Annotated in this window: 20 protein-coding genes and 11 tRNA genes; 28 read left to right on the top strand and 3 right to left on the bottom strand. The window is 35.5% G+C overall.

Annotation, left to right across the window (positions count from 1 at the left end; genetic code table 11):
• Positions 1 to 331 precede the first annotated feature (331 nt).
• The 6 genes from AC2A1G_RS00215 to AC2A1G_RS00240 all read left to right on the top strand — a co-directional run bounded on the left by AC2A1G_RS00215 (position 332) and on the right by AC2A1G_RS00240 (position 8067).
• Entirely contained in the window at positions 332 to 1012 is a 681-nt protein-coding gene (locus AC2A1G_RS00215) for a hypothetical protein (protein WP_484044961.1), read from the top strand.
• An 86-nt stretch (positions 1013 to 1098) separates the two neighbouring features.
• Positions 1099 to 2232: an AAA family ATPase gene (locus AC2A1G_RS00220; protein WP_484044962.1), complete on the top strand. Its 1134-nt coding sequence runs from the start codon at positions 1099 to 1101 to the stop codon at positions 2230 to 2232.
• Positions 2205 to 2948, top strand: a complete 744-nt coding sequence (locus AC2A1G_RS00225; protein ID WP_484044963.1) for a hypothetical protein — start codon at positions 2205 to 2207, stop codon at positions 2946 to 2948. Before AC2A1G_RS00220 ends, AC2A1G_RS00225 begins: the two co-directional genes overlap by 28 nt.
• Positions 2939 to 5341, top strand: coding sequence for a hypothetical protein (locus tag AC2A1G_RS00230; protein ID WP_484044964.1), 2403 nt, complete (start codon positions 2939 to 2941; stop codon positions 5339 to 5341). Before AC2A1G_RS00225 ends, AC2A1G_RS00230 begins: the two co-directional genes overlap by 10 nt.
• Positions 5325 to 7055, top strand: a complete 1731-nt coding sequence (locus AC2A1G_RS00235; RefSeq protein WP_484044965.1) for an APC family permease — start codon at positions 5325 to 5327, stop codon at positions 7053 to 7055. Before AC2A1G_RS00230 ends, AC2A1G_RS00235 begins: the two co-directional genes overlap by 17 nt.
• Positions 7048 to 8067, top strand: a complete 1020-nt coding sequence (locus AC2A1G_RS00240) for a tetratricopeptide repeat protein (protein ID WP_484044966.1) — start codon at positions 7048 to 7050, stop codon at positions 8065 to 8067. Before AC2A1G_RS00235 ends, AC2A1G_RS00240 begins: the two co-directional genes overlap by 8 nt.
• 6 nt (positions 8068 to 8073) lie before the next feature.
• Here AC2A1G_RS00240 and AC2A1G_RS00245 read toward each other — a convergent pair whose 3' ends face one another.
• Positions 8074 to 8640, bottom strand: coding sequence for a 2'-5' RNA ligase family protein (locus AC2A1G_RS00245; protein ID WP_484044967.1), 567 nt, complete (start codon positions 8638 to 8640; stop codon positions 8074 to 8076).
• An 839-nt stretch (positions 8641 to 9479) separates the two neighbouring features.
• Between AC2A1G_RS00245 and AC2A1G_RS00250 the strand changes: the two genes are divergently transcribed.
• From AC2A1G_RS00250 to AC2A1G_RS00335, 18 genes are all read left to right on the top strand, one after another.
• A tRNA-His gene (locus tag AC2A1G_RS00250) sits at positions 9480 to 9547 on the top strand.
• Positions 9548 to 9554: 7 nt separating this feature from the next.
• Positions 9555 to 9628, top strand: a tRNA-Arg gene (locus tag AC2A1G_RS00255).
• Between the two features lie 68 nt (positions 9629 to 9696).
• Positions 9697 to 9768, top strand: a tRNA-Pro gene (locus AC2A1G_RS00260).
• A gap of 6 nt (positions 9769 to 9774) precedes the next feature.
• Positions 9775 to 9846: transfer RNA gene (locus AC2A1G_RS00265), tRNA-Glu, on the top strand.
• A 5-nt stretch (positions 9847 to 9851) separates the two neighbouring features.
• Positions 9852 to 9924: transfer RNA gene (locus AC2A1G_RS00270), tRNA-Arg, on the top strand.
• A 164-nt stretch (positions 9925 to 10088) separates the two neighbouring features.
• Positions 10089 to 10170, top strand: a tRNA-Cys gene (locus tag AC2A1G_RS00275).
• A 184-nt stretch (positions 10171 to 10354) separates the two neighbouring features.
• Positions 10355 to 10438, top strand: a tRNA-Tyr gene (locus AC2A1G_RS00280).
• 174 nt (positions 10439 to 10612) lie between these two features.
• A tRNA-Glu gene (locus AC2A1G_RS00285) sits at positions 10613 to 10685 on the top strand.
• Between the two features lie 93 nt (positions 10686 to 10778).
• A tRNA-Gln gene (locus AC2A1G_RS00290) sits at positions 10779 to 10851 on the top strand.
• A 44-nt stretch (positions 10852 to 10895) separates the two neighbouring features.
• Positions 10896 to 10969 (top strand) — tRNA-Leu (locus AC2A1G_RS00295).
• A 69-nt stretch (positions 10970 to 11038) separates the two neighbouring features.
• The gene (locus tag AC2A1G_RS00300) at positions 11039 to 11524 is read left to right on the top strand and encodes a ribonuclease H-like YkuK family protein (protein WP_484044968.1); all 486 of its coding nucleotides are present in this window, start codon (positions 11039 to 11041) and stop codon (positions 11522 to 11524) included.
• 104 nt (positions 11525 to 11628) lie between these two features.
• Complete coding sequence (locus AC2A1G_RS00305; RefSeq protein WP_484044969.1) at positions 11629 to 12642, top strand: RNA ligase, Rnl2 family; 1014 nt, start codon at positions 11629 to 11631, stop codon at positions 12640 to 12642.
• Positions 12643 to 12696: 54 nt separating this feature from the next.
• Positions 12697 to 13428, top strand: a complete 732-nt coding sequence (locus tag AC2A1G_RS00310; RefSeq protein ID WP_484044970.1) for an ATP-grasp domain-containing protein — start codon at positions 12697 to 12699, stop codon at positions 13426 to 13428.
• Between the two features lie 92 nt (positions 13429 to 13520).
• Entirely contained in the window at positions 13521 to 14084 is a 564-nt protein-coding gene (locus AC2A1G_RS00315) for a metallophosphoesterase (RefSeq protein ID WP_484044971.1), read from the top strand.
• 189 nt (positions 14085 to 14273) lie between these two features.
• Positions 14274 to 14819, top strand: a complete 546-nt coding sequence (locus tag AC2A1G_RS00320; RefSeq protein ID WP_484044972.1) for a 3'-5' exonuclease — start codon at positions 14274 to 14276, stop codon at positions 14817 to 14819.
• Positions 14820 to 14929: 110 nt separating this feature from the next.
• A complete protein-coding gene (locus AC2A1G_RS00325) occupies positions 14930 to 15478 on the top strand; it encodes a 3'-5' exonuclease (RefSeq protein WP_484044973.1) in 549 nt (182 codons plus the stop codon).
• 339 nt (positions 15479 to 15817) lie between these two features.
• A tRNA-OTHER gene (locus AC2A1G_RS00330) sits at positions 15818 to 15878 on the top strand.
• A 458-nt stretch (positions 15879 to 16336) separates the two neighbouring features.
• Complete coding sequence (locus tag AC2A1G_RS00335) at positions 16337 to 17434, top strand: slipin family protein (RefSeq protein ID WP_484044974.1); 1098 nt, start codon at positions 16337 to 16339, stop codon at positions 17432 to 17434.
• 148 nt (positions 17435 to 17582) lie between these two features.
• Here AC2A1G_RS00335 and AC2A1G_RS00340 read toward each other — a convergent pair whose 3' ends face one another.
• Positions 17583 to 18041 (bottom strand): VOC family protein, encoded by a 459-nt coding sequence (locus tag AC2A1G_RS00340; RefSeq protein ID WP_484044975.1) that lies wholly within the window; start codon positions 18039 to 18041, stop codon positions 17583 to 17585.
• 497 nt (positions 18042 to 18538) lie between these two features.
• On the opposite strand from AC2A1G_RS00340, the gene AC2A1G_RS00345 reads away from it, so the two are divergent.
• Together AC2A1G_RS00345 and AC2A1G_RS00350 are read left to right on the top strand one after the other, a co-directional pair.
• Positions 18539 to 20056 carry a TROVE domain-containing protein gene (locus AC2A1G_RS00345; protein ID WP_484044976.1) on the top strand — a complete coding sequence of 506 codons (1518 nt, stop codon included), beginning with the start codon at positions 18539 to 18541 and terminating at the stop codon, positions 20054 to 20056.
• Positions 20057 to 21545: 1489 nt separating this feature from the next.
• Positions 21546 to 21737, top strand: coding sequence for a hypothetical protein (locus tag AC2A1G_RS00350; RefSeq protein WP_484044977.1), 192 nt, complete (start codon positions 21546 to 21548; stop codon positions 21735 to 21737).
• Positions 21738 to 21761: 24 nt separating this feature from the next.
• Here the strand turns inward: AC2A1G_RS00350 and AC2A1G_RS00355 are convergent, their stop codons facing one another.
• A complete protein-coding gene (locus AC2A1G_RS00355) occupies positions 21762 to 22373 on the bottom strand; it encodes a helix-turn-helix domain-containing protein (RefSeq protein WP_484044978.1) in 612 nt (203 codons plus the stop codon).
• A 201-nt stretch (positions 22374 to 22574) separates the two neighbouring features.
• Here AC2A1G_RS00355 and AC2A1G_RS00360 point away from each other — a divergent pair, with 201 nt between their 5' ends.
• Together AC2A1G_RS00360 and AC2A1G_RS00365 are read left to right on the top strand one after the other, a co-directional pair.
• Positions 22575 to 23222: a hypothetical protein gene (locus AC2A1G_RS00360; RefSeq protein WP_484044979.1), complete on the top strand. Its 648-nt coding sequence runs from the start codon at positions 22575 to 22577 to the stop codon at positions 23220 to 23222.
• 209 nt (positions 23223 to 23431) lie between these two features.
• Positions 23432 to 25441 carry a flotillin family protein gene (locus AC2A1G_RS00365; RefSeq protein WP_484044980.1) on the top strand — a complete coding sequence of 670 codons (2010 nt, stop codon included), beginning with the start codon at positions 23432 to 23434 and terminating at the stop codon, positions 25439 to 25441.
• The last annotated feature ends 94 nt before the right edge of the window (positions 25442 to 25535 follow it).

Raw genomic sequence — 25535 nt, forward strand, 5'->3', positions numbered from 1 at the left:
TTAAGGTTAAGGTTGAAAATCAGCATGCTGAATTAGAAAATGTGCCGTCACCTTAATGAATATCTTCAGATATTTTCTAAAAAAAACTTAATAACTCAAGTTATCTTAATGGTTCAAAGGATTAGTACACAAGACAGAAAATCAAAGATTTTCAAAACTGATGTGATCTAAAAATATACGCAGACAATTAAAACTAAAAACTATGTGACTCATGTGTCAAAACAATTACATCTTTCATCTGTTTTTTAAGCCAATTTTTATTAAAAATTATTTTAGTTTTCTGTAAATCAATATTTCTTCATCTCAGAAATATCATTATTTTTGTTTAATGATGGAAAATAAGTCCCCTTTTTTAGATACGCTCTTTCTGCTCAGAAAAGAAGGCACAATGACCATTTTTGCCGACATTCAGGAAATTTCTAAAAAGGAAGAAGAGGATGCTGCCACATATTTTGAATCTGAATTTGAAAAAGAAAGACTGAATTTTTTATCAGATAAAATTCCTTTCAGTAAAGAAGCTGCACTTTGGGCTGGAAAAGTGCTGTATCACAGTGCCCAGCTGTACTTAATCAGAAAAGACACGGCGAAGGATTTACAGAAATTATTACCACCTTTTCACGGCTTGAAAGATGTTTCAGCGGTTCTGTCGGCAGACTTATCGTTAAGATTTTTACCGCAAATCAGGGATGCACTTCATGTGGCAGACGCTACGGATCCGGTGGTGAAAATACTGGATGAAATTTTAGTACAGTTTCATTATTCAGCCATCGGTTCAGATGTGAATCTCGAAAAATTAATTTGGGAAGAAGGTTTAAAAGATAAAACTTACAGAAAATTATACCTTGAAAGAATAATCGAAAAGAAAGCTTACAAACTGGCAGAAATTCCATACATCAATCAACTGTTGATGGCAGAATTCGGGATGTACAAGGATGTTTTCTGGAGAGATTTGCAAATCATAAATACAGAATCAGAAAAGCCACAAAATGGTGAAATCAACAGCACAGGGTAAAGCCTTGTGACAGATTTTTACTTAAAGTAAAAAATCCCTGAAAGGATAAAATCAATATCCCATTATTTTAAACAGAATATTAAAAAATGACTCAAAATATAGAAAAATTAAACAAAGTTTTAGCCTTCGTCAAAGATACCTTCGTCGGCAAAAACGATGTCGTGGATCTCCTCGGAATCTGCCTTTTGGCAAGGGAAAACGCATTTCTCTACGGTCCTCCAGGAACAGCAAAATCAGCGATTGTAAGAACTTTGGCGAAAACCGTAACCGACGGCAAAAATTTTGAATATCTTTTAACCCGTTTCACAGAACCGAATGAAATTTTCGGTCCTTTCGATATAAGAAAACTTAAAGAAGGAGAGCTATTTACCAATACCGACGGGATGATGCCCGAAGCGTCAATGGTTTTTCTGGATGAAATTTTCAATGCGAATTCTGCGATTCTGAATTCCCTTTTGATGGCTTTAAATGAGAAGATTTTCAAGAGAGGAAAGGAAACCAGAAATCTTCCTGCCCTGATGTTTGTGGGTGCGAGCAACGTTCTTCCCGAAGATGAAGCTTTGAATGCATTATTCGACCGTTTTCTCATCAGAATCAATGTTGATTATGTCAATCCTGATCTCCTTCAACAGGTGCTTTTGGCAGGTAGAAGACTGGAAAATATTTCAGATAGCGAAAGTCCGGAAATTCTTGCCCATGAAATCAAAGAACTTCAGCAGCTTTGTAAAACTGTTGACTTAAAACCAATCTACGAAGTTTATTTAAACACGATAATCAACCTTCGAAATACAGGCATTGCCATCTCCGACCGTCGTGCTGTGAAACTCCAAAATCTGATTGCTGCGAGTGCTTTGATTTGCGGACGAAACGAAGCGATTCTTTCAGATTTGTGGGTACTGAAACATATTTGGGATACCGAAGAACAGATTGAAATTCTGGAAGGAATCATCAACAGAACGATTGAAAAGGATGATAATCCAAAATCCCATCCTCAGGCTTTGCAAAACAAAGCTCCGAATCCGGAAGAGGTGATGAAAGATGTAAAAATCTTAATCGACCAATGGCAAAACGGAAATTTAACTTTTGAGGAGCAGAATGTGATCAAAGACAAACTGAGATACCTGCAAACCCGTTGCGACTGGATCAGAAATCCTGAGCAGAAACAATATATCCAACAGGAAATAGAAAGCTTATGGCAAAAGATCCTTCAGGCGGTTTAAAAGAATTCTGGGCAGAAATTCCAAAAGGTGACGAAGATTTTTTGGGCTCCATCCGCGACTGGAAAAATATTCACATCGCCACAGATGGGGAAGTGATCTGGCTGAAAGGTTTCACCGACGAACAGGCTGTTTCGCCCGAAATTCAGCAGTTGCCCAACTTTATTTTATACGAATTAAGAAACGGACTTTTATTTAGAATTAATGCTTTGGTTCCCACAAAAAAAGTGCGAACGGCTTTGCTGTGGACGGTCATTGATAAAGCTTTAAAACTGACTTTTCCCATTTCAAATAATAATTTCTTTGGAATAGACGAAAGAGTAGAGGTGAGATTAAAACCAAGCGAAGAGGAGCAGCCTGCAACTGCTTTGCTGTGCTCAATTGCTGAAATAAAAGACATCATTGTCACATTTCCAAAATTTAAACTGGAAAAATTAGATTGGATTGTTATCAACGATAAAGCATTATTTTTAGGAAGTCCGATGTTGAGCCTGAGAGGAAAAACGTTCTGGTCAAAAGACCATCATCTTTTACCGACAGGTTTTGATTTTGAATTTAAAAATATGAGTTCATTATTGCAGAGAAAATATAACACAACTCAGGATCAATGGCTTTTGTGGAATGAAGATGGAAGTGTTTTGTATCTCAACAAGAAAGATTTCCGGAAACTTTCCGTAAGTTCATTCCGTCTCACCGAAAAATCTAAGGAATGGATGTAAAAGAATATTTTCAGTCCTACAAAGATTATTTCTGGGAATGGCAAACCGATAACGATATTCAGGATGATTTGCACCCTGTGGCAAGTCACAACATTGTTTATTTTCCAACTGTTGCCTCGGTTGTAGGATATCGCGTTTACATTATTGAAATTCTGAAAGAATTACAGTTGCAGGGATGGCCGCCGTTTGGAGCTTTGCTTTTGGTTTTGTACGCCACTCAGGATGGCTACAAACAGCTGAGAACTTTGGTCGACGAACTGAAAAAACACATATCGAGAGAGGAAGTAGAGGAGTCTTACAATGAAGCTGTTTTTTTACTCAAAAAACTGGAGATTTTAGACCGTAAATACAAAACCGGAAGAAACAGAGTCTTTCTGATTCAGGCTTTATTTGCCGGAAACAAGATGAGCCTCACTTTCTCAAAATCAAAAGAACTGTGTGATAATTACGTTTCCCGACCCGACATTATTGAGAGGTCTGCCAACGTGTTGGAACTTACCAGTAAAGTGTTCAGAAAGGATATTAATGCACTTGCTGAAATAAATAAAAAGTTTCCGACCACAGAATCTATCGAAAAAGCTTTGCAGGGAGTCATTGAAATTCCGGAGCTGGAAGATGAGGTTGTAGAAGAAGAAACCACTGCAGACACCGATAAAGATTTTATTCAGCAACTCGTTGAAGAACCGAAAACTTTTCAGGTGGGAAGTTTAATTAAAAGAATATGGAGCGGACTGAAAATTCCGATGAGACATCTTTCTCCCGGCGAGCAGCCGATTGGCGGGGTTTCGGATATGACCAACAAAGGAGATTTCAGCAGAATGCTTCTGTCTGAATTTGCCAATGAAGATGAGGTTTTCATGAACCGTGTCGCCAACAACGAAGCTTTATACATTCAGAGAGAAATTCCGCCTGAAGAAAATGTTTTTGAACGAATAATTCTCATCGATACTTCGCTGAAAAACTGGGGAACACCGAAAGTTTTGGCTTTTGCATCAGCGGTTGCAGTCATCAAACATCCAAAAGCGCATTCGGAATGTAAGGTTTTTGCTTTGGGACAATCTACCACTCTCATCAATCTTGATAAAGTGGATGAGGTGATCGAAAATCTGAATCATGTGAGTCCGGTTCTGGAGGTTTCACAGGCGTTGGAAAAGTTTTTTAATGAAGAACATACAGAGAAAAATCTGGAAGTTTTTTTTATTACCCATCAGGATAATTTAAATAATCAAAATCTTCAGAAAGTCATTCATGAAAATCGGGATCAGCTGAAATTTCTAGTAACAACCTCTGCAGACGGTGAACTCAATTTTTACAAGCATCACAAAGGAACCAGAAAGCACGTTCAGAAAATGATGCTCCCTTTGAATGAATTATGGGCGAATCCGCCAAAAGGTAGACAGAATAAAAATAATAATAGTTCTCAAACCGGCAGCAGGGCATATTTTCCAATGAATTATCCGTTGCTGTTCCCGATTTCGCAAAACAGAATTGCCACATTTTTGTATGAAGGAGAATTTTTTATTTTAAGTTCTAAAAAACAGTTGCTGAAGACCTATCTTTCCAACAATTATTATCACAGAGACTACTACGATCATTATAAAATTCATCGCGGGGCTGAAGTTCTTTTTCAGGAGATTTCTGTAAAGCCGAGAGGTCAGTTTGCGCTGGCGAAAAATAAACAGCAACAGGTTATTTTGTGCCAATATCAGCCTGCTAAAAGATTGATTTCAAAATTAAACATCATTACAGGAGAATATTCAGAACTGAATCTGGCAGGCCGTCAAATTCCGCATAATCACAAGTTGCTGTATTTTAACAAAAATTTTCATCTTCATTCGAATGATATCCCCTACAATTACGTTATAAATATTGAAGGCGATATTTCACTGGAAGAGGCTACAGACCATTCTTCAGAAATTGATAAGAGCATGATTAAAGTTGAAGCAGAGCTCAGTAAACTCAAGCGTTACGGAACAAAAATCATCAGCAGTTTTAATCATATTGGTATTAATGCCGATCAGAATTTGGTGGTTTCAAACAGGGAATTGTTTCTAAATTATGATGATGCCTTGGTCTTTAATAAAAACAGAAAAGCAGTAAGAATTTTTGCAAACCAGTATAAGAACAGATTTACTTTTTCCGAAGGCAGCGAAATTGTCGCAGATTCCAGAGGAATGTTAACTTTTAAAAGCATTGATAAAGAAATAGCTCATTTTTTCATTCCTTCAGTGCAGATGGAGTATTTGGCCATTGCAACCTCGAATGAATTTGGTGGCTCAGAATATTATTTGCCGGAACATCATCTTTTGAAAATCAGAACCATTGAAGAGATGATTTCAGATTATCTTGAACCTTTTATTGATCATATTATACAGTATGGAACTGAGAATTAAACCTTTTCCGAAAAATACTTATCCCAAAAAAGGACTTTTAATTAAAGGATCCTCACCTCTGATGTGGCTTCAGGAAATGGAGATTCTGGGGATTGATTTAAATGAAGTTCAGTCATATCCAATTCCGTCGAACGAACCCAATGTTCTATACGGATGTTTTCTTATTTTTAAACACCACGCGCCTGCGGAAATCGGCAAAAATGCTTATTTTCAAAATGTTGATGACAAGCTTTTTATTCCCGAAAACACTGTTTTTTATCCCAAAATAAATCCTGAAGACTGGAAAAATATCGTTGCGGATTACATTGTAATGCATCCTGATTTTGGTTTGGCGAAATTAAATATGGAAATTGATTGGCTTGCAGTCATTCAGAATCCTGAACTCAGTTTAGACAAAGTAAAAAAACCGTCCAACGGAGTGGAAATTCCTTCTGAAATCAAAAGTTTCATAGTGGAAATGGATGATGAGAAAGTGTTGGAAACCCTCCAAAAGCAGCAAACTGAAGAAGAGTGGATGAAAAATCTGCCTTTCGATATGAAAAAAGTGATGGCGGGGAATAAAAAAGAAATTGAAAAATACCTGAAATACATAGAAAAGCATCCCGAAAGAGCTGTAGAATTGGGCGTTCCGCTTGATATCATGGGAACTTCGAGAGGCGATGGTTTCAGCCAGTATAAATTTGCAAGCTGGTTTGATAAAATTTTCGGAAGAGCATCCTCTTCGGGAGGGGATGGTTCGTCAAAAGGCGGAAGTTCAGGAAATTACCGGTGGATTTTTTATGTAGCTCTGATTGTTTTCGGGATTGCAAGGATATTTTTCTACCTGAATAAAGAAAGTTCGTCTGAAATATCTGAAAATCTTCACGCCAGCGACGCTTCAATAATGGAAGATGCACCGATGCCTCCGCCGCCTGCGATTGCTTATCAGTCCGGCGTGACAGATATCGACATGAAAATTGATTCTATGTTTGGAGACAAAAGAAATCAGCTAAGAAAAGAAAACAGTGATGCAATGACGCTTCTGATGAGTTCTAAACGTGAAAAACTGTATGAGGAATATGTGAAAAACGGCGGCCGGCCGGTCGAGAAAATTCAGATGGAATATCTGGCGATACAGAAAAGAATAAAAACGGCAGAAGACTCGCTGAGAAATGTTTACAATGGTAAAATAGATAATTTTCTGGTGGAAAATGAAGCGGTTTTAACTGAAAAAATTACAGATTCTTTGAGAAGTGCAGGTTCTTCAAAGATTTACGACAAAGTTTTTATTGCAGAAATTGTTGAGCGACAGCAGGCTCCGGTGCGTGATTCTCTCTCTTACCGCTATGGAACGAAAGAATATGTACCACCGCCTCTTGCAATTCCGGAGGAGCCGTCTTCCATTCAGACTATGGAGCCGCTTTCTTTACCTGAAAAATCTGTTTCATTTACAGAAATTATCGGACTTATTTTACTGATGACTGCTGTTATTTTCGGGTATTTATTTTTTGTACAGAGGAAATCGCTGGATACGGGAGGTGAGAATGTTCCGGCCGGAGTAAAAATCTTTCTGATGACCGTTCTGCTGGCTTTGTTGGTGTATATTTTCTATCCCATCATTGCGATGTTTGGCTACAACTGGTTTGTTTGGCTTCTTATCATTTGCGTCATACTGCTTCTTTACAGGCTTTTCAGGGAAGATAAAACCATTCTAAAATCTGATGACGATGAATAAACAGAAGTTTACAGAGAAATTTTTCATGGCAGTTTTAATTTTGGCTGTCATCAAAATTATAGCAATTTTTTCAGAGCTTTTTCAGAAAACATTCTGGAGTGTCATTGGAAATCTGGCCATTTTTGTTGTGGTTGCGATCATTATTTTACTGATCATCACCGGTCTCAAAGACAAGGAAAAAGCAGGAGATGCGTCAGGAAGAGGAAGAAGTGGTGGCGGAAATTTCTACCTTGAAGGTTCACTTTTCGACAGAATCAGAAATAAATATGAAGAATTAGCCGAAAAATACATCGCCGAAAAAGATTACACCAGAGCCGCAAAAGTGTACATGAATTTGCTTCAGGACAATTACCGCGGAGCCCAAACTTTAGAAGATGGAGGTCTGTATAACGAAGCTGCTGTAGTTTATCTGAAAAAATTAAAAAACAAATCAGAAGCGGCATCCTGTTTTGAAAAAGCAAAGCAATATCAAAAATCTATTGACCTGTACAAAGAGCTCGGGCAGAAAGAGAAAGTGGGAGATTTGTACAGGATAATTAATGATACGAAATCTGCCAATTCTTATTACCAAATGGTCGTTGACGACTATGTCGGTAACAGCCAGATGGTAAAAGCTTCGTTGATTTACCGAAAGAAAATGGATGTTCCCGAAGAAGCACAGAAAATTTTGCTGAAAGGTTGGGAAGAAAATAAAGATGCTTTCAACTGTCTCAACAATTATTTTGTGAATGTTTCTGATGTGGAAGATTTAAACCAAAAAATCCAGATTTTATATCAGAAAATACCTTCAGACAGGAAATTAATTTATCTTGAAGCGATGAAGCATGAGTTTAAAAAAGACCCAAAACTTCAGGAAGCCACCCGAAATATTGCCTACGAAATTATTGCTGAAAAAGTGGAGACTAATACTACAATTATCAACGAACTGAAACATTTCAATCCGCAGGATGAGGTGATTTTAAAAGATATTTCAAGGTATAAAACGGGGAGGAATAAAATGTTTAGGAATTAATTTCCCTTAAAAATCAAAAGGTAGTTGTTTGCTGTCATTTGGTTTGCCAGAAAATAGAAATTTTTCTACAATTTCATATTGTCTTTTATTTTCATTAAATTTTCTCAAAGCAATTTGATTGCAATGAAAGTTAAAATTGACATCGGGAAAAAGATCTTTCGAATTTTCTACTTGTTCAGGACTTAGTTTTCTTCCAATGGTTAAATGAGCATTGGATTTATTTTTGTCTCCTTTAATTTTTTGTCTGACATTTTTCAGCAACTTTTTGAAATGTTCATTTCCTTTTTTATCAGGTGAAACAAAGATTGTTTTCGATAAATCAAAATAAATAACGGTATCAAACATTGCATCAAAACAGATTTCTTTCTGAGTAATTTTAATAAGCTTCTCAATAACAAATTTCAATTCTTCATCCGTTGTTGCAAATTCTAAAATTGTAATGTGTGCAATTGAATTTTGACTTCCAAAACTTCCAATTTTATTGAATAATGTGTTTTTATATGTTTTAAAAAGCTCAATAATCGAATCTTGAGGATGAATGACAATTGAATAATAATTTAGCAAAAATTCCATAAAGTGTATAGTGATAAATTCAAACAAAATTAAAAAATACAAAAGATTTTTATATGACTTTTGGAAATCAAAACGCGTGACTTAAATTTTGTAATTATCAACAATAAGAGAAAAACATTTATCTTTGCACCAATATAATTATGACAATACAAAGAGCACATATCAGTTTAAATCTATGCGATCGACCTGTACTAAAGGGATCGTTTGGATATGAATGGATGATATTGGATGAGGCGAAATGTGCTTGCTTTGAAAATTATTTACTGTAAACTCGTAAAAATTTAATCAAAATACTGCAGAAACGCCTCGATGATCGGGGCGTTTTTTGTGTTTTTAGGGCAGAAATTATTTAGAATGAAAAAAAATAACCATAAAAGTGAAAATTATTTAATCAACAATGAACAATTAATAAGAAAATAAAGCGTGATCAATAACCCGATGAGAGACAGTCATTTAGGTAATTAAGATATCTGTAAAATATTACGGACAAAAATTCTCTATTCCAAATATTAGCTTTAACCAATTGATTTTCAAGTGGTTAAATAAAAAATAAATTTGTGAGTTAAAAAATTTCATACTTACTTTGCAACCGAAAATTAAAAGCAACACGTTTTTAATCTTTTCAAAAAAACAATTTTAAACAACAAGAATATAATGAAACAATTACATAACATATCTAATCAGTATTCAAGACGACACGGACAAGAGCCGATGAGACTTGCGTGTATTCTTGATAGTGAATTTATGGATAAAAGGTGCTTATATAAATGCGTCAGTTAATGAACTGACATGTCAAAATATAGAGCGCCTCCCGAAAAGAGGCGCTTTTTTATGGTTTCTTTAGCTTATTTGGTAAAGCGTCGGTCTGTGGAACCGGAGAACAGGGTTCGATCCCCGGAGATACCCAATGTGAAAATCTCATGGCTCAATTGGATAGAGCATCGGTTTACGACACCGAAGGTTGAAGGTTCGAATCCTTCTGGGATTACAAAGATTCACGGAAAAAATTTAGCTTCGACTGTCTCTCGGAAAAGAATTTTGAAGTGAATCTGAAAACTGGAAAGATAACGGTGGAAGTTTACCCGCCTTGGACGCGGGAGGTCATAGGTTCGAATCCTATTTTCCAGACAATTTGCTCCATTAGCATAGAGGTTAGTGCATTCGGCTTTCTACCGAACGACAAGGGTTCGATTCCCTTATGGAGTGCAATAGATTTCGTAACTCAACGGATAGAGTATAGGTTTTCTAAACCTAAAGTTACAGGTTCGAATCCTGTCGGAATCACAATTAATTAATGTTAATTGTTTCAAAGAGAGAAAGAAAAGGTTTGTCAAGAGCAGGAGTTCTTTATACAAAACACAAATTACAATAGACGGACTTTTTCTTAACTCGAAATTGAAATTTAAATGAAAATCGATTATCATTCATCAATGATCATTTATAAACTTGATGGTTCGCCGAAGTGGAAGAGTCGGGGCGGTCTGCAAAACCGTTGCGTAAGCTGAGTGGGTTTGAATCCCATAACCATCTCAAATAACTAAAATGAGATTAGTTCCGAAGAAAAAGTAAAAGTTTGTCGAGCGCAGAAGTTCTTATATCAAACTAAAAATTAAAGACAGGCTTTGTTTTTCTTCACAAAAAATAAGTTAGATGCTAGAAATTAGAAGTAGAATGAAAATCATTTATCTCTTATCAATTATCATTTATAAAAAAGGGAAGTACGCCGAAGTTGGAGAGTCGGGGCAGACTGTAAATCTGTTGCTTCATTGCTGAGTAGGTTCGAATCCTACTACTTCCACAAAAACCGCTGATAATGTAATGGCAGCATGCAGGAAATATACTCTTGTTGTTTAGGTTCGACTCCTGGTCAGATGGTCAAAAAAGTGAAATGTGAATAATGAATTTTGTTGCGCAAGTGAATATAAAAATTGACTGCGAAGTAAATTGACTATTAACAATTCTCAAGTAAAATGCTCTATTCGTCTAACGGTTCAGGACGCCTGCCTTTCGAGCAGAAAACAAGGGTTCGATTCCCTTATAGAGTACTAGGTTTAAATGGAAAAGAGAAAAGTTTGTCGAGCGTAGAAGTTCTTATATCAAACAAAAAATTACAGACAGGCTTTGTTTTTCTTCAACCTTGATTCATAATGTAATTGGTCAGCATGCAAGATTTTGATTCTTGGAGTTCAGGTTCGAGTCCTGATGGATCAGCAAATTTTTAAATGGTTAAAAGTAAAACTTATAAACCAAAACCTGCGGAGATGGCGGAACTGGCAGACGCACTTGATTTAGGCTCAAGAAATTGAGGGTTCGACTCCCTCTCTCCGTACAATTTTGTGGAAACACATTAGTTCAATTTTAATAATTAAACAAAACAAATTCAAAAAATGTAGAAAAAATGGAAACGCAACAACAAACATGGCAAAACATGACGGGAAAGATTTTCCAAAACTCTATCACAACATTGGTAAAAGAAGCCATCATCCGCGAACTAGCCAACGGACACCGACTGAAAGTTTGTGTGGGTTCAGATTCCCACGTTTATGGTGACGCCATTAATTATGCTACGGCAGTTGTCTTTATTCGTGAGGGAAAAGGAGCGTTTACATTTATCAGAAAACAAAGAGAATTTCAAACAATCAGTATCAAAGAACGAATGCTGAACGAGGTCAACAAATCTGTAGAAATCGCTTATGCAATCTGCTCTATTTTGGAAACTTATAACGTAGAAATGGAGGTACACGCAGACATTAACACCGATCCGGATTTCAAATCCAACGTTGCCTTGAAAGATGCAATGGGATATATTTTGGGAATGGGTTACACTTTTAAGGCAAAACCTTTTGCATTCGCAAGTTCCAATTGTGCTGATATGATGGTATAAAAGCGGGAAGATGGGAGAGGGAAGCCGGAAGTTTTTTCCAGCATAGATGACTTTCATCTTCAAACTTCTGACTTCCATCTTTAATAATTTAAAACTAAAAAAAAATGATTTTCAAAACATATAACTCCATAGAAAATGCTTACCAAACCCGTGTGATTGACCAAATCAAATTGCAGGGTTTTGGAAAGGAGATTTTCATTGTGCAGGAGAAAGTTCACGGTGCTAATTTCTCTTTCTTCACAGATGGAAAGGAAATTAAAATCGCAAAAAGAACTGCTTTCATTGAGGATGATGAAAAATTCTACAATGCACATCAGATTTTGGAACGTTACAGAAAAAATGTAATAGACGTTTTCCAAAAAGTAAAAACCATTCATCCGGATGTTGAAACCGTTGTTATCTACGGCGAATTGTTTGGTGGAGGTTACAAACATAAAGAAGTAGAGCCCGTAAAAGATGCGATAAAAGTTCAGAAAGGTGTAGAATATTCTCCTTATAATGAATTTTATGCATTCGATATTAAGTTGAACGGCACTACTTATTTGGATACGGATTTGGTCAATCAAATTTTCGATGAAACCGGATTTTTCTATGCTAAAATCTTGTTTCAGGGAACTTTGGAAGAAGCTTTGAAATTCCCGAACGATTTCGATTCTAAAATTCCGGCTTGGTTGGGATTGCCTGAAATCGAAAATAATATGTGTGAAGGAACAATCGTCAAAACTTTAAAAACCAGATATTTTGGAAACGGTTCAAGGATCATTTTGAAAAATAAAAACGAAAAATGGACCGAGAAATCCAAAATGATTAGAAAAGAAAGACCAATTCAAAAAGAAGTTCGTTTCAGCGAAAATGCTAAGAATATTTGGGAAGAAATTCAAAAATATACAACTGTAAACAGATTGAATAACGTTGTGAGCAAGATTGGAGAATTCGACCCAAAAATGATTGGAAAAGTGATTGGTCTTTTTTCAAAGGACATTTTGGAGGATTTTGAAAAAGATTTTCCGAACGCTTTCAAAACCGTAGAAAAAGAAGAGCAAAAAAGAATCAATAAAAAATTGAATTCTTTGGTCATTGATGTTATAAAAGAAGAATTGATGACTGTTAAAGTTTAGTTTCGAAAAGTTTAAATCGGAACTGATTTGTATAAATATCTACAATTAATAATTATGAAAAGTATAGTTGCATTATCGCCTGTTTTTACTGAGGACAGTATCAATTTGAAACACGCATCAATTGGCTCAGATTACGATTTGAATCGATTTAATTTAAAATGGAATGTTCCAGAAGAGTTCAGAAATGATGTGATTGCAGTCTATGGCGAAGATATTTATGCTGAAATCGTTTCCAGTCAATGCGATTTGACGTTACTGAAAACTGAAGATAATTGGTTGTCAAATATTTCAGAAAAATTTACCAAACGTACTATTCAATACGGTCAGTTGGAGCAATTTATAAATCATCAGAATATTTTTATTAAGTGTTCAGATTTTAAAAGTTTCAAAGCCGGAGTTTATGAGAATGTTTCTGATATTAAAGGATTTGACAGCCTTGATAAACAAAGTATGGTGTTTATTTCTGATGTTGTAGAATGGTTACTGGAAGTTCGTTGCTTTGTTTTAAACGGAAAAATAGAAACCTATTCTACGTATTGGAGAGATAATCAATTTGATACCAATGGTTTATCTGATTCTGAGGAAATAGAACTTTTCAGTTTCTTCGAAAGTTTCGTAAAAGATAATTTAGATTCTTTGCCAACTTCAATTGTATTGGATTTTGGAATCATAAAAGATAACGGCTGGGCATTGATAGAAGCAAATCCAGCTTGGTGCTCTGGTTTATACGCCTGTAATGCTGAAAAAGCGCTTGATGTAATTATTAAAAGTTGTATTAAAAATTAAAAAAAAGCCTGGAAAAGGAAGTTGAACATTGAAAGTTTTAGAAACAAATTAAAACTTCCAGCACCGAGCTTCCATCTTCCAGCATTCTAAAAATGAAACAAAATATATTTTTTACGGCAGACCATCATTTTGGTCACGCCAATATTATAAAATTTTCCGAACGGCCTTTTGAGTCGCTGGAACAGATGAATGAAGAACTCATCAAACGCTGGAATGAGAAAGTTGGTGTCAACGATATAGTCTATCATTTAGGCGATGTCAGTTTGGGAAAACAGGATTTTACCAAGGAAACTTTGGACAGGCTGAATGGCAATATCCATTTGATAAGAGGCAATCACGAAGGTGCGACCTTGACGTATCCGAAACGATTTGATTCGATAAGAGATTACCACGAATTGAGAATTGATGAACCGGAAAATAGCAACGGCAAACAGAAAATCATTCTTTTCCACTACGCAATGAGGACTTGGAACGGCTCACATCGAGGAACTTGGCAACTTTACGGCCATTCTCACGGAACTTTACCGGATGATGAAATGGCTCTAAGTATTGATGTAGGAGTCGATTGTCATAATTTTTATCCGATTTCTTACGAAGAAGTCAAAGAGATTATGAAAAACAAAAAATGGACGCCACCGTTTGCACCGAGAAATTAGAAATGCTCCCTTCGGGGAGTTTTTTTGAATTATTTTTTTTACTGCGTAAATAGAATGCGTACTACCGGTTTTATCTTTGCAGAGCTTTAGCAGCAATTCTTTTCCAAGGGTATTTCTTCCCGCTTTCTCCTCCAGGAAATAAACCAAATACAAATGAGTAAGAATTATGTAGAATAAAAAACAGTAAAAATGAAAACAACCAATGAAATATTAATCGTCGATTTGGAAGCCACGTGTTGGGAAAACGATAGAATTCCCGCCGGACAAAAAGTCGATATTATAGAAATAGGAATTTGCAAATTAAACAGAATAACAAAAGCAATTTCCGATAAACAAAGTATCTATGTAATTCCCGAAAGGTCAAAAATCAATAAATTTTGTACAGAACTGACCGGAATTACGCCTCAATTAATTGAAGAAAAAGGTATCTATTTCGAGGAAGCCTGCGAAAAAATCAAAGATGAATATCATTCAACTCAGCTTACTTGGGCCGGTTTTGGGACTTTTGATAAAGAGCAAATGATGGAACAGTGTGATTATCTCGGAATCAAAAATCCTTTCTCAGAAAATTATATTAATGTGATGTATCAATTTAAAAATCATATCGGATTTCATAAAATGATGGGCTTAAAAAGAGCCTTGAAATATATGAATATGGATTTTGAAGGAAATCATCACAGCGGAGCAGACGATGCTTACAATGCCGCCAAAATTTTGAGAGAAATTTTGCGATGAATTTGGGCTGGAAGTCTGAATCTGAAGTCTGGAAGTCAATTGCGTACTCCAAAAACTTCCATCTTCCCGCATCCATCTTCCATCCATTAACAATTAAATTTTTTAAACAAATGAAAACAAAAGACGAAATATTAATTATAGACCTCGAAGCCACGTGTTGGAATGACCGACCGCCGAGAGGACAGGAAAGTGAAATCATAGAAATTGGAGTTTGTATTATGGATACAAAAACCGGTAAGATTTCGCAAAATGAGGGAATTTTAGTAAAACCTCAATACTCAAAAGTGAGTCCGTTTTGTACGGAACTGACTTCCATTACACAGGAAATGCTCGATGAAAAAGGCGTTTTGCTGGAAGATGCTCTGGATATTCTGAGGGAAAAATACAGTCCTGAAGATTTGACCTGGGCAAGCTACGGAAACTACGATTTGAGTATGCTTAAAGAACAGACAAGAAAATTCAATCTTGATTATCCTTTGAGTGATGACCACATTAACGTAAAAACATTATTTGCTCAATTGCATCCCATCAGAAAAAGTGTAGGAATGGACAGAGCTCTGAAAGAACTGAAATTCCCTTTGGAAGGTACACATCACAGAGGAATTGACGATGTGAAAAACATTGCAAAGATTCTTTTTTGGTGTCTGCAGAGAATCTGATTAGAAAAAATGTAAGAATTTTAATAAATCATTCTAATACGCAAAATGATTGCGTAATGGGGTTTTTACTTTGCATCATCAAACTAAATGATATGAAGAATATCCAGCTTTTTTACATTTTAGTTTAGAGCATACAATAATCAAAGAAATATTTTAAAAATATTTCTGTAAAAATATCAGGCAGGTCCAGTTGAGTGTTTCTGTATATCACCATTGCAGAAGAAATTGTTGAGAAACATGATTTCGTTCTGTTCAGCTTGACTTGAAGGTTTAGGAATTTCCCAAAAAATTTCATAAGGCTCTATAGGTTGAAGGTTCAAGTCCTTCTATTTCCAAAATGGGAATATAGTTCAAGTGGTAGAACAATAGAATTTTAGCACAGGTTCGAATCCTGTCTTCACTTCGGGTGAAGTAGCTCAGTTGGTTAGAGCACTACACTTTTAATGTAGTTTGAAAATAGACTCAAAATCTATTTTATCAGCGAGTTTGAATATCTCATAAAAAATATTCACCATAGGAAAGTCTTGGATTTTTTCAGTTGTTGAATCAATATTTTGAAAAAGCCTGCAAGAAAAGATGTTTTCTGAAAAATGAAATTTAAGTAAAAAATCAATAATTCTTAGATGGATTTTCTAAAGTTAAAATTTTAATATAAATGAAATGACAGATGTTTTTTGCTCGCAAATAATAGAAGTTAAATGAAATATTTAAAATCAGAATTTTTGAAATAAGTTTAAAAATATTGTTCCCAACTCAAAGAATTTTTCTGAACTCCTTTTCTTCCGCCATTTTTGGAAGAAAGAACCTCGGATTTTCCTTTTTTAATTGAAATTAATAAACATTATAAAATATAAAACGATGATAAAGAATGTAAAAATTAAAGCTTACCAAATTGGTTTGGTTTTCAAAAACAGAAACTTGATTGATATTTTGAGAGAAGGTAACTTTTGGATTTTAGGAAACAAATCTGTAGAGATTTTTGAAACAAAGGATCAGTTTAAAATAGGTGAAGATTTAAATCTTTTATTGAAAAATGAAAATTTAAAAAGCTTACTTGAAATAATTGAAGTAAAAGACGGTGAAATCGTTCTAATGTACGAAAACGGAATTTTCAAAGAAGTATTAAACGTTGGTCAATATGCATTCTGGAAAGGAATTTTGAATAGAGAATTTCAAAAAATTGACTTGACGAAGGTTGAGATTACAGAAAAAATTTCCAAAACGATTTTGGAAAACATGAAATTGAAAAATTTTACCAGAAAATTTGTTTTGACGAATCAATATAAAGGTCTTTTATTAATTGATGGAAAATTGACCAAGATTTTGGAAGCGGGAACTTACTATTTCTGGAACAACGAAATTTCCATCGATGTAAAATCTATCGATATGAGAATGCAGCAAATGGAAATTGCTGGTCAGGAGCTTTTGACAAAGGATAAAGCGATGCTTCGTATCAATTTCTATGTACGTTTTCAGGTGGAAAACATCGAAAAAGCATTGATTGAAAATAAAGAGCATGATAAGCAATTATATATTTTGATGCAATTGGCTTTGCGTGAATTTGTAGGAGCCTTGACGTTGGATGAATTACTATTGAAAAAAGATTCTGTAGGAAAAGAAATCCTTGAAAATCTTGGAAACAAAGCCGAAGATCTAGGTCTGAAAGCATCTGATGCAGGAATCCGTGATGTGATCTTGACAGGCGAAATGAAGGAAATCATGAATCAGGTTTTGATTGCTGAGAAAAAAGCTCAGGCAAACAGCATCATGAGACGTGAAGAAACTGCTTCCACAAGAAGTTTGCTGAACACGGCAAAATTGATGGAAGAAAACGAAACCCTTTGGAAGCTGAAAGAAATGGAATACATGGAGAAAATCGCAGACAAAATTGGAGATATCACCGTTTCCGGAAACAGCAACATCGTTTCCCAGCTGAAAGAGATCTTTGCTAAATAAAACCAATAACCATTATTATAGAGATGGGTTTTGTGAAAACAAAGCCTGTCTTGTTTTTTAATCAAAAGAGTCCCGAAGGGACGATTTACTATAGAATCGGATGATAATCCGATTAATTAATCAAATGATATGCAACAGAAAGTCAGATTTAAATCTGACTTTTATTTTTTTTCAACCAATCCTCATAAGAAAGCACACCCAATTCAGGTTTCCCTTCACCTTCCAAAATAGAGATAAATTCTAATTGATTTCCATCAGGGTCATTAAAATAAATTGCCAAAGCCGGCATCCAGGCGAAAACCATAGGCTCAATACTTTCGTCTTTTAGGAAGTTATAAGGCTTTAAATTTTTATTATTTAAAAACTCAACAGAGTAATTTAAAATATCTTCTTTATCGGCAGTAAAAGCAAAATGTCTTGTTTGTAGATTTTCCTTTTGTTCCCACAAACCCAACATGGCTTCTTTATTTTTTCCAATCCATAAAAAGGCAATCGGACGAGTTTCATCTTGATGAGCGAATTCCAATCCCAGAACTTTTGTATAAAATTCTATTGCATTTTCCAAATTGCTTACCTGAACATGAGTTTCATATAATCCTTTTATCATAGCTTACATTTTAATGTACACAAAGCTAGAAAAGAGATTTCCAAAAACTCCAAATTAGCAATTCCTTTAAATGAAATGAATGATAGATAGATTTTATTTTGGTTGATAGTTGTTTTAATTAATTCAAAAGCGAAAAAATTCAACGGTCGTTTGTCATTCAGAGCGAAACGAAGTGGAGCGTGGAATCTAATTTATCCCTACCACACTTAGATTTCTCCGGAATGACAAACTTTGTGAATATTTATTTAAAAATCATTGTGTTATTCCTCACAACTACAACACAATCAATTTTATCGAAGATAAAATACTTGCGCCTTAAAAGCAGTTTATAACAAAATAAAACTTTGCGTCTTTGCGATTTTCCAACAAAAAAATAAAATTTTTTCACAAAAATTTTCACTACGCAAAAACAATGCGCAATACCATCCTTACTTTGCATCAGAAATTAGAGAGGAAGCGATAATCGTCCAAAATGTTTAACTATAAAAACAGTAACCATGAAATTTAATTTTTTAAGAAAATCAAATAACGTAGTAACCAACTACGAAGGTGCGAAAGCTTATACCATGACACCTGCAGAAGAACTATACAGTGCTGTTGTTACAACAGGATTATCCAACGCAACCTATGAAAAAGGAAATGACAGATTGGCGAGAATTCAATCTCTGATTCAGAAAAACGACCCGGATTTCGTTGCAAAATTGGCGGTTTATGCGAGAAAAGATATGTATTTGCGTTCAATTCCATTGGTTTTAACGACAGAATTGGCGAAGCAGACTTCAGGTACAGACCTGGTTAGCAAAACAGTTGATGGCGTAATCCAAAGAGCTGATGAAATCACAGAATTGCTGGCGTATTACCAATTGGCAAACGAAAGAACTGATGTTAAAAAACTGAACAGACTTTCAAAGCAGATCCAAAAAGGTTTGGTAAAATCTTTTAACAAATTTGATGAATACCAGTTCGCAAAATACAACAGAAAAGCAGAAGTTACTTTGAAAGATGCCCTGTTCTTGGTTCATCCAAAAGCAAAAGATGAAAATCAGCAGGCAATTTTCAATAAGATCGTCAACGATTCGTTGGAAACTCCTTACACTTGGGAAGTTGAGCTTTCTGTTTTGGGTCAGACGAAATTTGCCGATGATGGAGAAAGAAAATTAGCCTTCAAAAACAAATGGGAAGAACTGATTTTTAGCAATAAACTTGGTTATATGGCGACTTTGAGAAACCTTAGAAATATCCTGGAAGCCAACGTTTCTTCAGATGCGATGTACAAAGTGTGCAGCTGTTTGTCAGATGAAAAAGCGGTAAGAAACTCAAAACAACTGCCATTCAGATTTTTGTCGGCGTACAGAGAATTGAAAAACATCGATTCAAAATACATCTCATCAATTCTGGAAGCACTGGAAGATGCGGTGATGGTGAGCGCAAAAAACATCAGAGGTTTTGGCTTCGAAACTTCGGTCGTGATTGCGGCAGACGTTTCCGGCTCGATGCAACAGCCTGTTTCTCCGAAATCTAAAGTGTTGCTGTACGATATCGGTCTGTTGTTGTCGATGATGTTGCAGTCGCAGTGCAAAAACGTGATCACAGGTATGTTTGGTGACCGTTGGAAAAGAGTTCCGATGCCGAAAAACGGTATTCTGAGAAACGTAGATGCGTTCTACAAAAGAGAAGGCGAAGTGGGCTATGCCACAAACGGTCATCTCGTGCTTGAAGATTTGATCAACAAGCGGCAAATTGCCGACAAAATTATGCTGTTTACCGATACTCAAATGTGGGATACCGGTGGATTTACCAACGCTTTCGAAAACTCGTGGAGCCGATACAAAAAAATCAATCCAAACGCAAAATTGTATATTTTTGATTTGGCAGGTTACGGAAAACCACCATTGGATGTCAGAAAAAATGATGTCTATCTTATTGCAGGCTGGTCCGACAAAATTTTCGATGTACTGAATGCTTTGGAAGACCGAAAATCTGCAGTGGAAATGATAAAAAAAGTAGTGCTGTAAAAGGCACTGCTTTATATTATAATTGATGAATTATCAGTGATAATTGATAGAAAGAACGAATTTTTTAGGAGCTATTTCCCGCTTTCCGCTGTATCTTTTTTGTTATTGCGAACAAAGTGGAGTAAATAGTTGAACTATTTTACAATCGCAATAACAAAAAAGGATGCCGCTGCAATCGGGGCTAGTTAGCAATTCGAAGAGATATTTGATAAAAAACACTTAGTTTGTCATGCTGAAAGCATCTCAACAACTTAAAATTGCATTTTAGATCCTTTCAGGATGACAATCATTAAATAAAAAAAACCGATGCCGTAAGAAAAGAAATCCTTCGACTTCCAATTGACATAGAGTCTTTTCGCTAAATCGCTCGGTTTTAACTAACCAATGTCGTAAAATAAGAGTTCCATCGTCAAACTTAAAATTTGAACAACATTCAAAACTCTTATAACCTGTTACTTGGTTTTTAATTTAAAATAATTTCAACTGCGTAAAAACAACGCACACTAACGTAATAATTTTGCAACAACAAAAAACAATAATAATTAAAATTTAAAATAAAAAGTAAGTGTCGTAAAACAGAATTTCTTCGTTTGGGGACAGCAATACAGGTTCAATTCCTGTTCTCGTTAAGCAGGATGGTGTAACGGTAACACTCTGTCAGTAAGTCTCTGTTTGATTTTTTTACCTTACTTTAAAAATATCCGACGCCGTAAAAAAGAGTTCCTTCGACTTTCATTGAACAAAAAACTCTTTTTATCAATTGCTCGGTTTTAAAAAAACTAATCAAGTGTCGTTTTAGAATCATACTTCGATATCCAAACTTTGGGGCACAGGTTCAAGCCCTGTCTTTTCTTAGCGAAAAGTAGCTCAGTTGGTAGAGCAAAGCACTGAAAGATTCTATACTTTTTACCTTGATTTTAAAATAAAGAGTGTCGTAGAGAAAACTTACTTCGGTAAATCTAACGATCTTGGTTCAACTCCAAAACGCGGGTCTGTAAAGTCCTGTTAAATGTAGTTTTTTCAAATTTTACCTCTTTTTAAAAATAAAAAACAAGTGCCGTAGAATAGCGTTACTTCGATATCACGACGGGGTCGCGGGTTCGAATCCCGTCTCTTCCACAAATAAAATACAATTTCTTTGGGAGAGTAGCTCAGATGGATAGAGCACGATACGCTTTTTGACTGTTGCCTTGTTTATAAAAATAAAAGTGTCGTAGAGAAAAGATACTTCGTCAACATTTGAAGGGGAGGAATAATGAAGCAGATAATTACTGCAAGATTATCCGGTTCGACTCCGGCAAGACGCTGCCCCGCTTTTCTTTTCTCGCTTTTACCTTTTATAGTTTCAATCCTTTCCGATATCCGGAAGGGATTTTTTTATTTTAGGTTTTTGTAAAATTTATCTTATTGAAGTGAAATTTATTTTTAGTTTTGTCATTGATGAAAATGAGCTTTCGGCTTTAATTTTTACAAAATAAAAAACAAAACCATGGAAAACAAAAAAGGAGGAATATTTTTCTTTGTCATTATCGCAATCATCGTAGGAAGTGCTTTGTGGAAGCAGATCGATTTTAAAACCATGACCGTAGACAAAATCGGACTGAGCATTCTCTATCTCTGCACGTTTTTATTTGCAGTTATCTTTTTAGTCAGAAATCTTAAAAACCGCAATAAGAATTAGAGAAAAAAATGATTTTAAACTTCTTTATTTTCCCTTTCTCTCCAAAATCTCAATCCTTTCCAAAATGCTGGAGAGGATATTTTTTTGGTCAGAAGAAAGATATCCTGCGATTCTATAAACTTCTTTTTCAGAAAATAGTTCTTTGTCAATCGCTGAAAGATACTGCAGATTTCCGTTGTCTATAAAAAGAAGCATTTCAGGATTTTCTTCCTCAATATTTGACTTCATTAGAAACAGAAAATCACCAACTTTATAATTAGATAAAAGCAATTTATCATCTTCGAATCCATAGATTAAATCGATATTTGCCAATGCTTTTTGCAGTGAATTATATTTTTCATTATTGTCAATAGTATTTTCCTGATAAGGCAAATCTGAATTGAAAGAAAGCTGATGCTTCTCAAAATTTTCTGGTTTATTTAAATCATCAATCGTCAGCGGAACAGTAAGGAATTTGTCCAGATCGAGATTAAAATAGTGAACTACAGTTAATAATGTAGCGATTTTAGGCTCTGAACGTCCTTCCTCGTATGCTCCGATTACGCCTCGGTTTAATTCAAATAAATCTGCGAACGCCTGTTGGCTTAATCCTTTTGCGTGTCTTATTGTTTTAATATTAGCTCCGAAATAACTCATGGGTTCTAATCTTTTTTGCAAATGTAAGATTAATTTTAATTAATTTGCTAATAATATTTGCATTTTGAAATAATTTTATTATATTTGTGAACAACCGATCTAAATTGAGTTAATAAATGAAGTTTTAGGGTTGAAATGTTTTAAATATTTAAGAGTATTTAGAGATTTATTGTAAAATGAATAATCTATTAAGAATGAATTATGATTGATCAGGATTTTTTACAGATAGCTTTCTCGCCGGTTAATACGGTTTTAAGTGTATTGCTTATTTTGTCGGTCATTTACTGGCTTTTCACCATTATCACGGGTTTGGATATTGATATCGGACTGGATGCGGATTTTGATGCCGATGTCGACAGTCCTGATGGTCACGTTCATGTTCCGGATGATGCTTCGGGGTGGCTTCAGTTTCTGAAATTCCTGAATTTAGATATTGTACCGATTACCTACTTTCTCACACTCTCACTTTTGTTGACGTGGTTGGGATCATTTTATCTCGAATCGTTTTTCTCTTTTGAAATCTGGGTTTCTGCTTTACTGGTCATTCCAATATTTTTAGTCAGTATTTTATTAACGAAAATAATTTTAAAACCTTTAAATCCATTCTTCAGAGAAATCAACCATAAAGGCGAGATATCACATGATTTTCTGGGTCGGCAGGGAAGGCTGAAATCAACCATACATGGTGACAAGACCGGAATGCTTGAAGTTTTTGTAAACAAAGACCCAATGATTCTGATGGTAAGAAGCAAAGACGGTGAAGAAATAAAACACGGAACAACGGTTTACATCGTAGACGAAGACCGTGAGAAAAGAATTTATTACGTCGCTGAGGAAATTAAATTTTAAATGAAATTATGGTCACCTTTTTTATGCTGATGTTCAGCTATATTTTAGAATTACTTCTGTAATTAGTATTAATCATTTGTATTGTTAGGTGTCTTTGCTGAGTCAAACGCCTTTGCGAACGAAAATATGCAGAACTATATGTAAACAAAATCTTTGCGCCTTTTGCGTTTAAAAAATTAAACACATTTAAACAAATAAACTATAAAAATATGAATACACCTTTGATTGTTGGGATTGTAGTCACCGTGGTGGCGTCTCTCGGATTGATTTTCTGGATTTTATCGATGTATAAAAAGACGGTTCAGGGAATCGTAATTTTAAGAACAGGTTATGGAGGAACCAAGGTTTTCTTCAACGCTGGAATCGTGATTCCGGTCATCCACAGAATGGAATCGATGGACATTTCTGTGAAAAAACTGGAAATCGCCAGAGAAGGCCGTGCAGGACTGATCTGTAAGGACAATATGAGAGCTGATATTCAGGTGGCTTTCTTTATCAGAGTCAATAAATCGGCGGATGACATTGTGAATGTGGGTCAGACGATTGGTTGCCAACGGGCATCTGATATCAATACGTTGAGAGAATTATTTGAGGCTAAATTTTCTGAAGCTTTGAAAACGGTTGGTAAAAAGTTTGAATTTATTGAACTCTACGAAGCTAGAAGCGAATTCCGTCAGGAAATCCTTCACATTATCGGAACAGATTTAAACGGTTATGTTTTAGATGACTGTGCGATCGATTATCTGGAACAGACAAAAATTGAAAATTTAGATAAAGACAATATCTTAGATTCTGAAGGGATCAAAAAAATTACCGAATTAACGGCTACGCAAAATATTAAAGCCAATCAGGTTCGTAGAGATGAAGAAAAAACCATCACCAAACAAAATGTAGAAGCCCGTGAAGCGATTTTAGAACTGGAAAAACAATTAGCTGAAAAAGAAGAATCTCAAAAAAGAGAAGTTGCCAATATTAAAGCCAGAGAAAATGCGGAAATTCTAAAAGTGGATGAAGAAGAACGATTGAAATATGAGACCGTTCGTATTGCAACCGAAGAAAAGCTTCAGATTGCAGAAGAAAACAAACAAAGACAAGTTGTTATCGCTGCTAAAAATAAAGAACGTGCCGATTTGGTGGAAACTGAAAGAGTGCAGAAGGATCAAATGTTGGAAGCAACCGAAAGAGAAAGAATTGTTTCTTTGGCTCAAATTGAAAAAGAAAAGGCCATCGAACTGGAGAAGAAAAATATTCAGGATGCCATCCGTGAGCGTTTGACAATGGAGAAAACGGTGGTTGAAGAGCAGCAGGGAATTAAAGATTTGGAAGCGTTCAAAACGGCAGACAGAACAAAGCAGGTTGAAATTACTTTAGCAACTCAGGAAGCGGAAAAAAAATTAATTCAGGAAACCAGAGCTGCAGAATCAAGAAGATTAGCTGCGGAAAAAGACGCTCAGAAATACGTCATCGAAGCGCAGGCAAAACGTGACGGAGCCGAAAAAGAAGCGGAAGCCCGCAAAATTATCGCTGATGCAAAAGCAAAAGAAGAAGCAACCGTAGGATTATCTGAAGCTCAGGTTCTTCACGCAAAAGCCGATGCTGCTGAAAGACAGGGGATTGTCGAGTCAATTGTTATTGAGAAAAAAGCAGAAGCGGAAAGAAAAGAAGGTATTGCTCAGGCGGAAGTGATTAAGGAAAAAGCTTTCGCAGAAGCAGCCGGAATTACCGAAAAAGCAGAAGCAATGAAAAAACTGAACGATGCCGGAAAAGATCACGAAGAATTCAGACTGACTTTAGCGAAAGAAAAAGAAGTGGAATTGGCTCACATTTCAATTCAGAAAGACATTGCACAGGCTCAGGCTGGAGTTTTAGCGGAAGCGTTCAAGTCTGCAAAAATTGATATCGTTGGTGGAGATAATACTTTCTTTGACAATGTGGTTCGTCAGGTTTCTGCAGGAAAAGGTTTGGATAAATTCATCAGCCACAGCGAAAACGCAACTTTGGTCAAAGAAAATCTTTTGGGAGACGGCGAAAATATCATCGGAAAAGTAATGGGAATGGTTGATAAATACAATATTTCTTCCGAAGACATCAAAAACATGAGCATCGCAAGCCTGATTTTCAAACTCAATGGCGTTGCCGACCAACAGGAAAAAGGTCTTCTCGCAAGAGCAATGGACATGGCGAAAAATCTAGGTATCGAACAAAAACCAATCAGATAAAATTGTGAACGTTATTTTGATTTACCGAAAAAATCCCAAAGGGACGATTTAACAAAGGATAGGATGCAATCCTATCAAAAAAATAACGAGCTAA

This window comes from Chryseobacterium sp. HNCC26DJ240, from assembly GCF_057180485.1.

Excerpts from the sequence above, each read along its gene's own strand:
- AC2A1G_RS00345 (WP_484044976.1), top strand. The coding sequence starts at position 18,539 with ATGAAATTTAATTTTTTAAGAAAATCAAATAACGTAGTAACCAACTAC.
- AC2A1G_RS00360 (WP_484044979.1), top strand. The coding sequence starts at position 22,575 with ATGATTGATCAGGATTTTTTACAGATAGCTTTCTCGCCGGTTAATACG.
- AC2A1G_RS00325 (WP_484044973.1), top strand. The coding sequence starts at position 14,930 with ATGAAAACAAAAGACGAAATATTAATTATAGACCTCGAAGCCACGTGT.
- AC2A1G_RS00335 (WP_484044974.1), top strand. The coding sequence starts at position 16,337 with ATGATAAAGAATGTAAAAATTAAAGCTTACCAAATTGGTTTGGTTTTC.
- AC2A1G_RS00310 (WP_484044970.1), top strand. The coding sequence starts at position 12,697 with ATGAAAAGTATAGTTGCATTATCGCCTGTTTTTACTGAGGACAGTATC.
- AC2A1G_RS00235 (WP_484044965.1), top strand. The coding sequence starts at position 5,325 with ATGGAACTGAGAATTAAACCTTTTCCGAAAAATACTTATCCCAAAAAA.
- AC2A1G_RS00225 (WP_484044963.1), top strand. The coding sequence starts at position 2,205 with ATGGCAAAAGATCCTTCAGGCGGTTTAAAAGAATTCTGGGCAGAAATT.
- AC2A1G_RS00315 (WP_484044971.1), top strand. The coding sequence starts at position 13,521 with ATGAAACAAAATATATTTTTTACGGCAGACCATCATTTTGGTCACGCC.
- AC2A1G_RS00350 (WP_484044977.1), top strand. The coding sequence starts at position 21,546 with ATGGAAAACAAAAAAGGAGGAATATTTTTCTTTGTCATTATCGCAATC.
- AC2A1G_RS00215 (WP_484044961.1), top strand. The coding sequence starts at position 332 with ATGGAAAATAAGTCCCCTTTTTTAGATACGCTCTTTCTGCTCAGAAAA.
- AC2A1G_RS00305 (WP_484044969.1), top strand. The coding sequence starts at position 11,629 with ATGATTTTCAAAACATATAACTCCATAGAAAATGCTTACCAAACCCGT.
- AC2A1G_RS00365 (WP_484044980.1), top strand. The coding sequence starts at position 23,432 with ATGAATACACCTTTGATTGTTGGGATTGTAGTCACCGTGGTGGCGTCT.
- AC2A1G_RS00220 (WP_484044962.1), top strand. The coding sequence starts at position 1,099 with ATGACTCAAAATATAGAAAAATTAAACAAAGTTTTAGCCTTCGTCAAA.
- AC2A1G_RS00340 (WP_484044975.1), bottom strand. The coding sequence starts at position 18,041 with ATGATAAAAGGATTATATGAAACTCATGTTCAGGTAAGCAATTTGGAA.
- AC2A1G_RS00355 (WP_484044978.1), bottom strand. The coding sequence starts at position 22,373 with ATGAGTTATTTCGGAGCTAATATTAAAACAATAAGACACGCAAAAGGA.
- AC2A1G_RS00245 (WP_484044967.1), bottom strand. The coding sequence starts at position 8,640 with ATGGAATTTTTGCTAAATTATTATTCAATTGTCATTCATCCTCAAGAT.
- AC2A1G_RS00230 (WP_484044964.1), top strand. The coding sequence starts at position 2,939 with ATGGATGTAAAAGAATATTTTCAGTCCTACAAAGATTATTTCTGGGAA.
- AC2A1G_RS00300 (WP_484044968.1), top strand. The coding sequence starts at position 11,039 with ATGGAAACGCAACAACAAACATGGCAAAACATGACGGGAAAGATTTTC.
- AC2A1G_RS00320 (WP_484044972.1), top strand. The coding sequence starts at position 14,274 with ATGAAAACAACCAATGAAATATTAATCGTCGATTTGGAAGCCACGTGT.
- AC2A1G_RS00240 (WP_484044966.1), top strand. The coding sequence starts at position 7,048 with ATGAATAAACAGAAGTTTACAGAGAAATTTTTCATGGCAGTTTTAATT.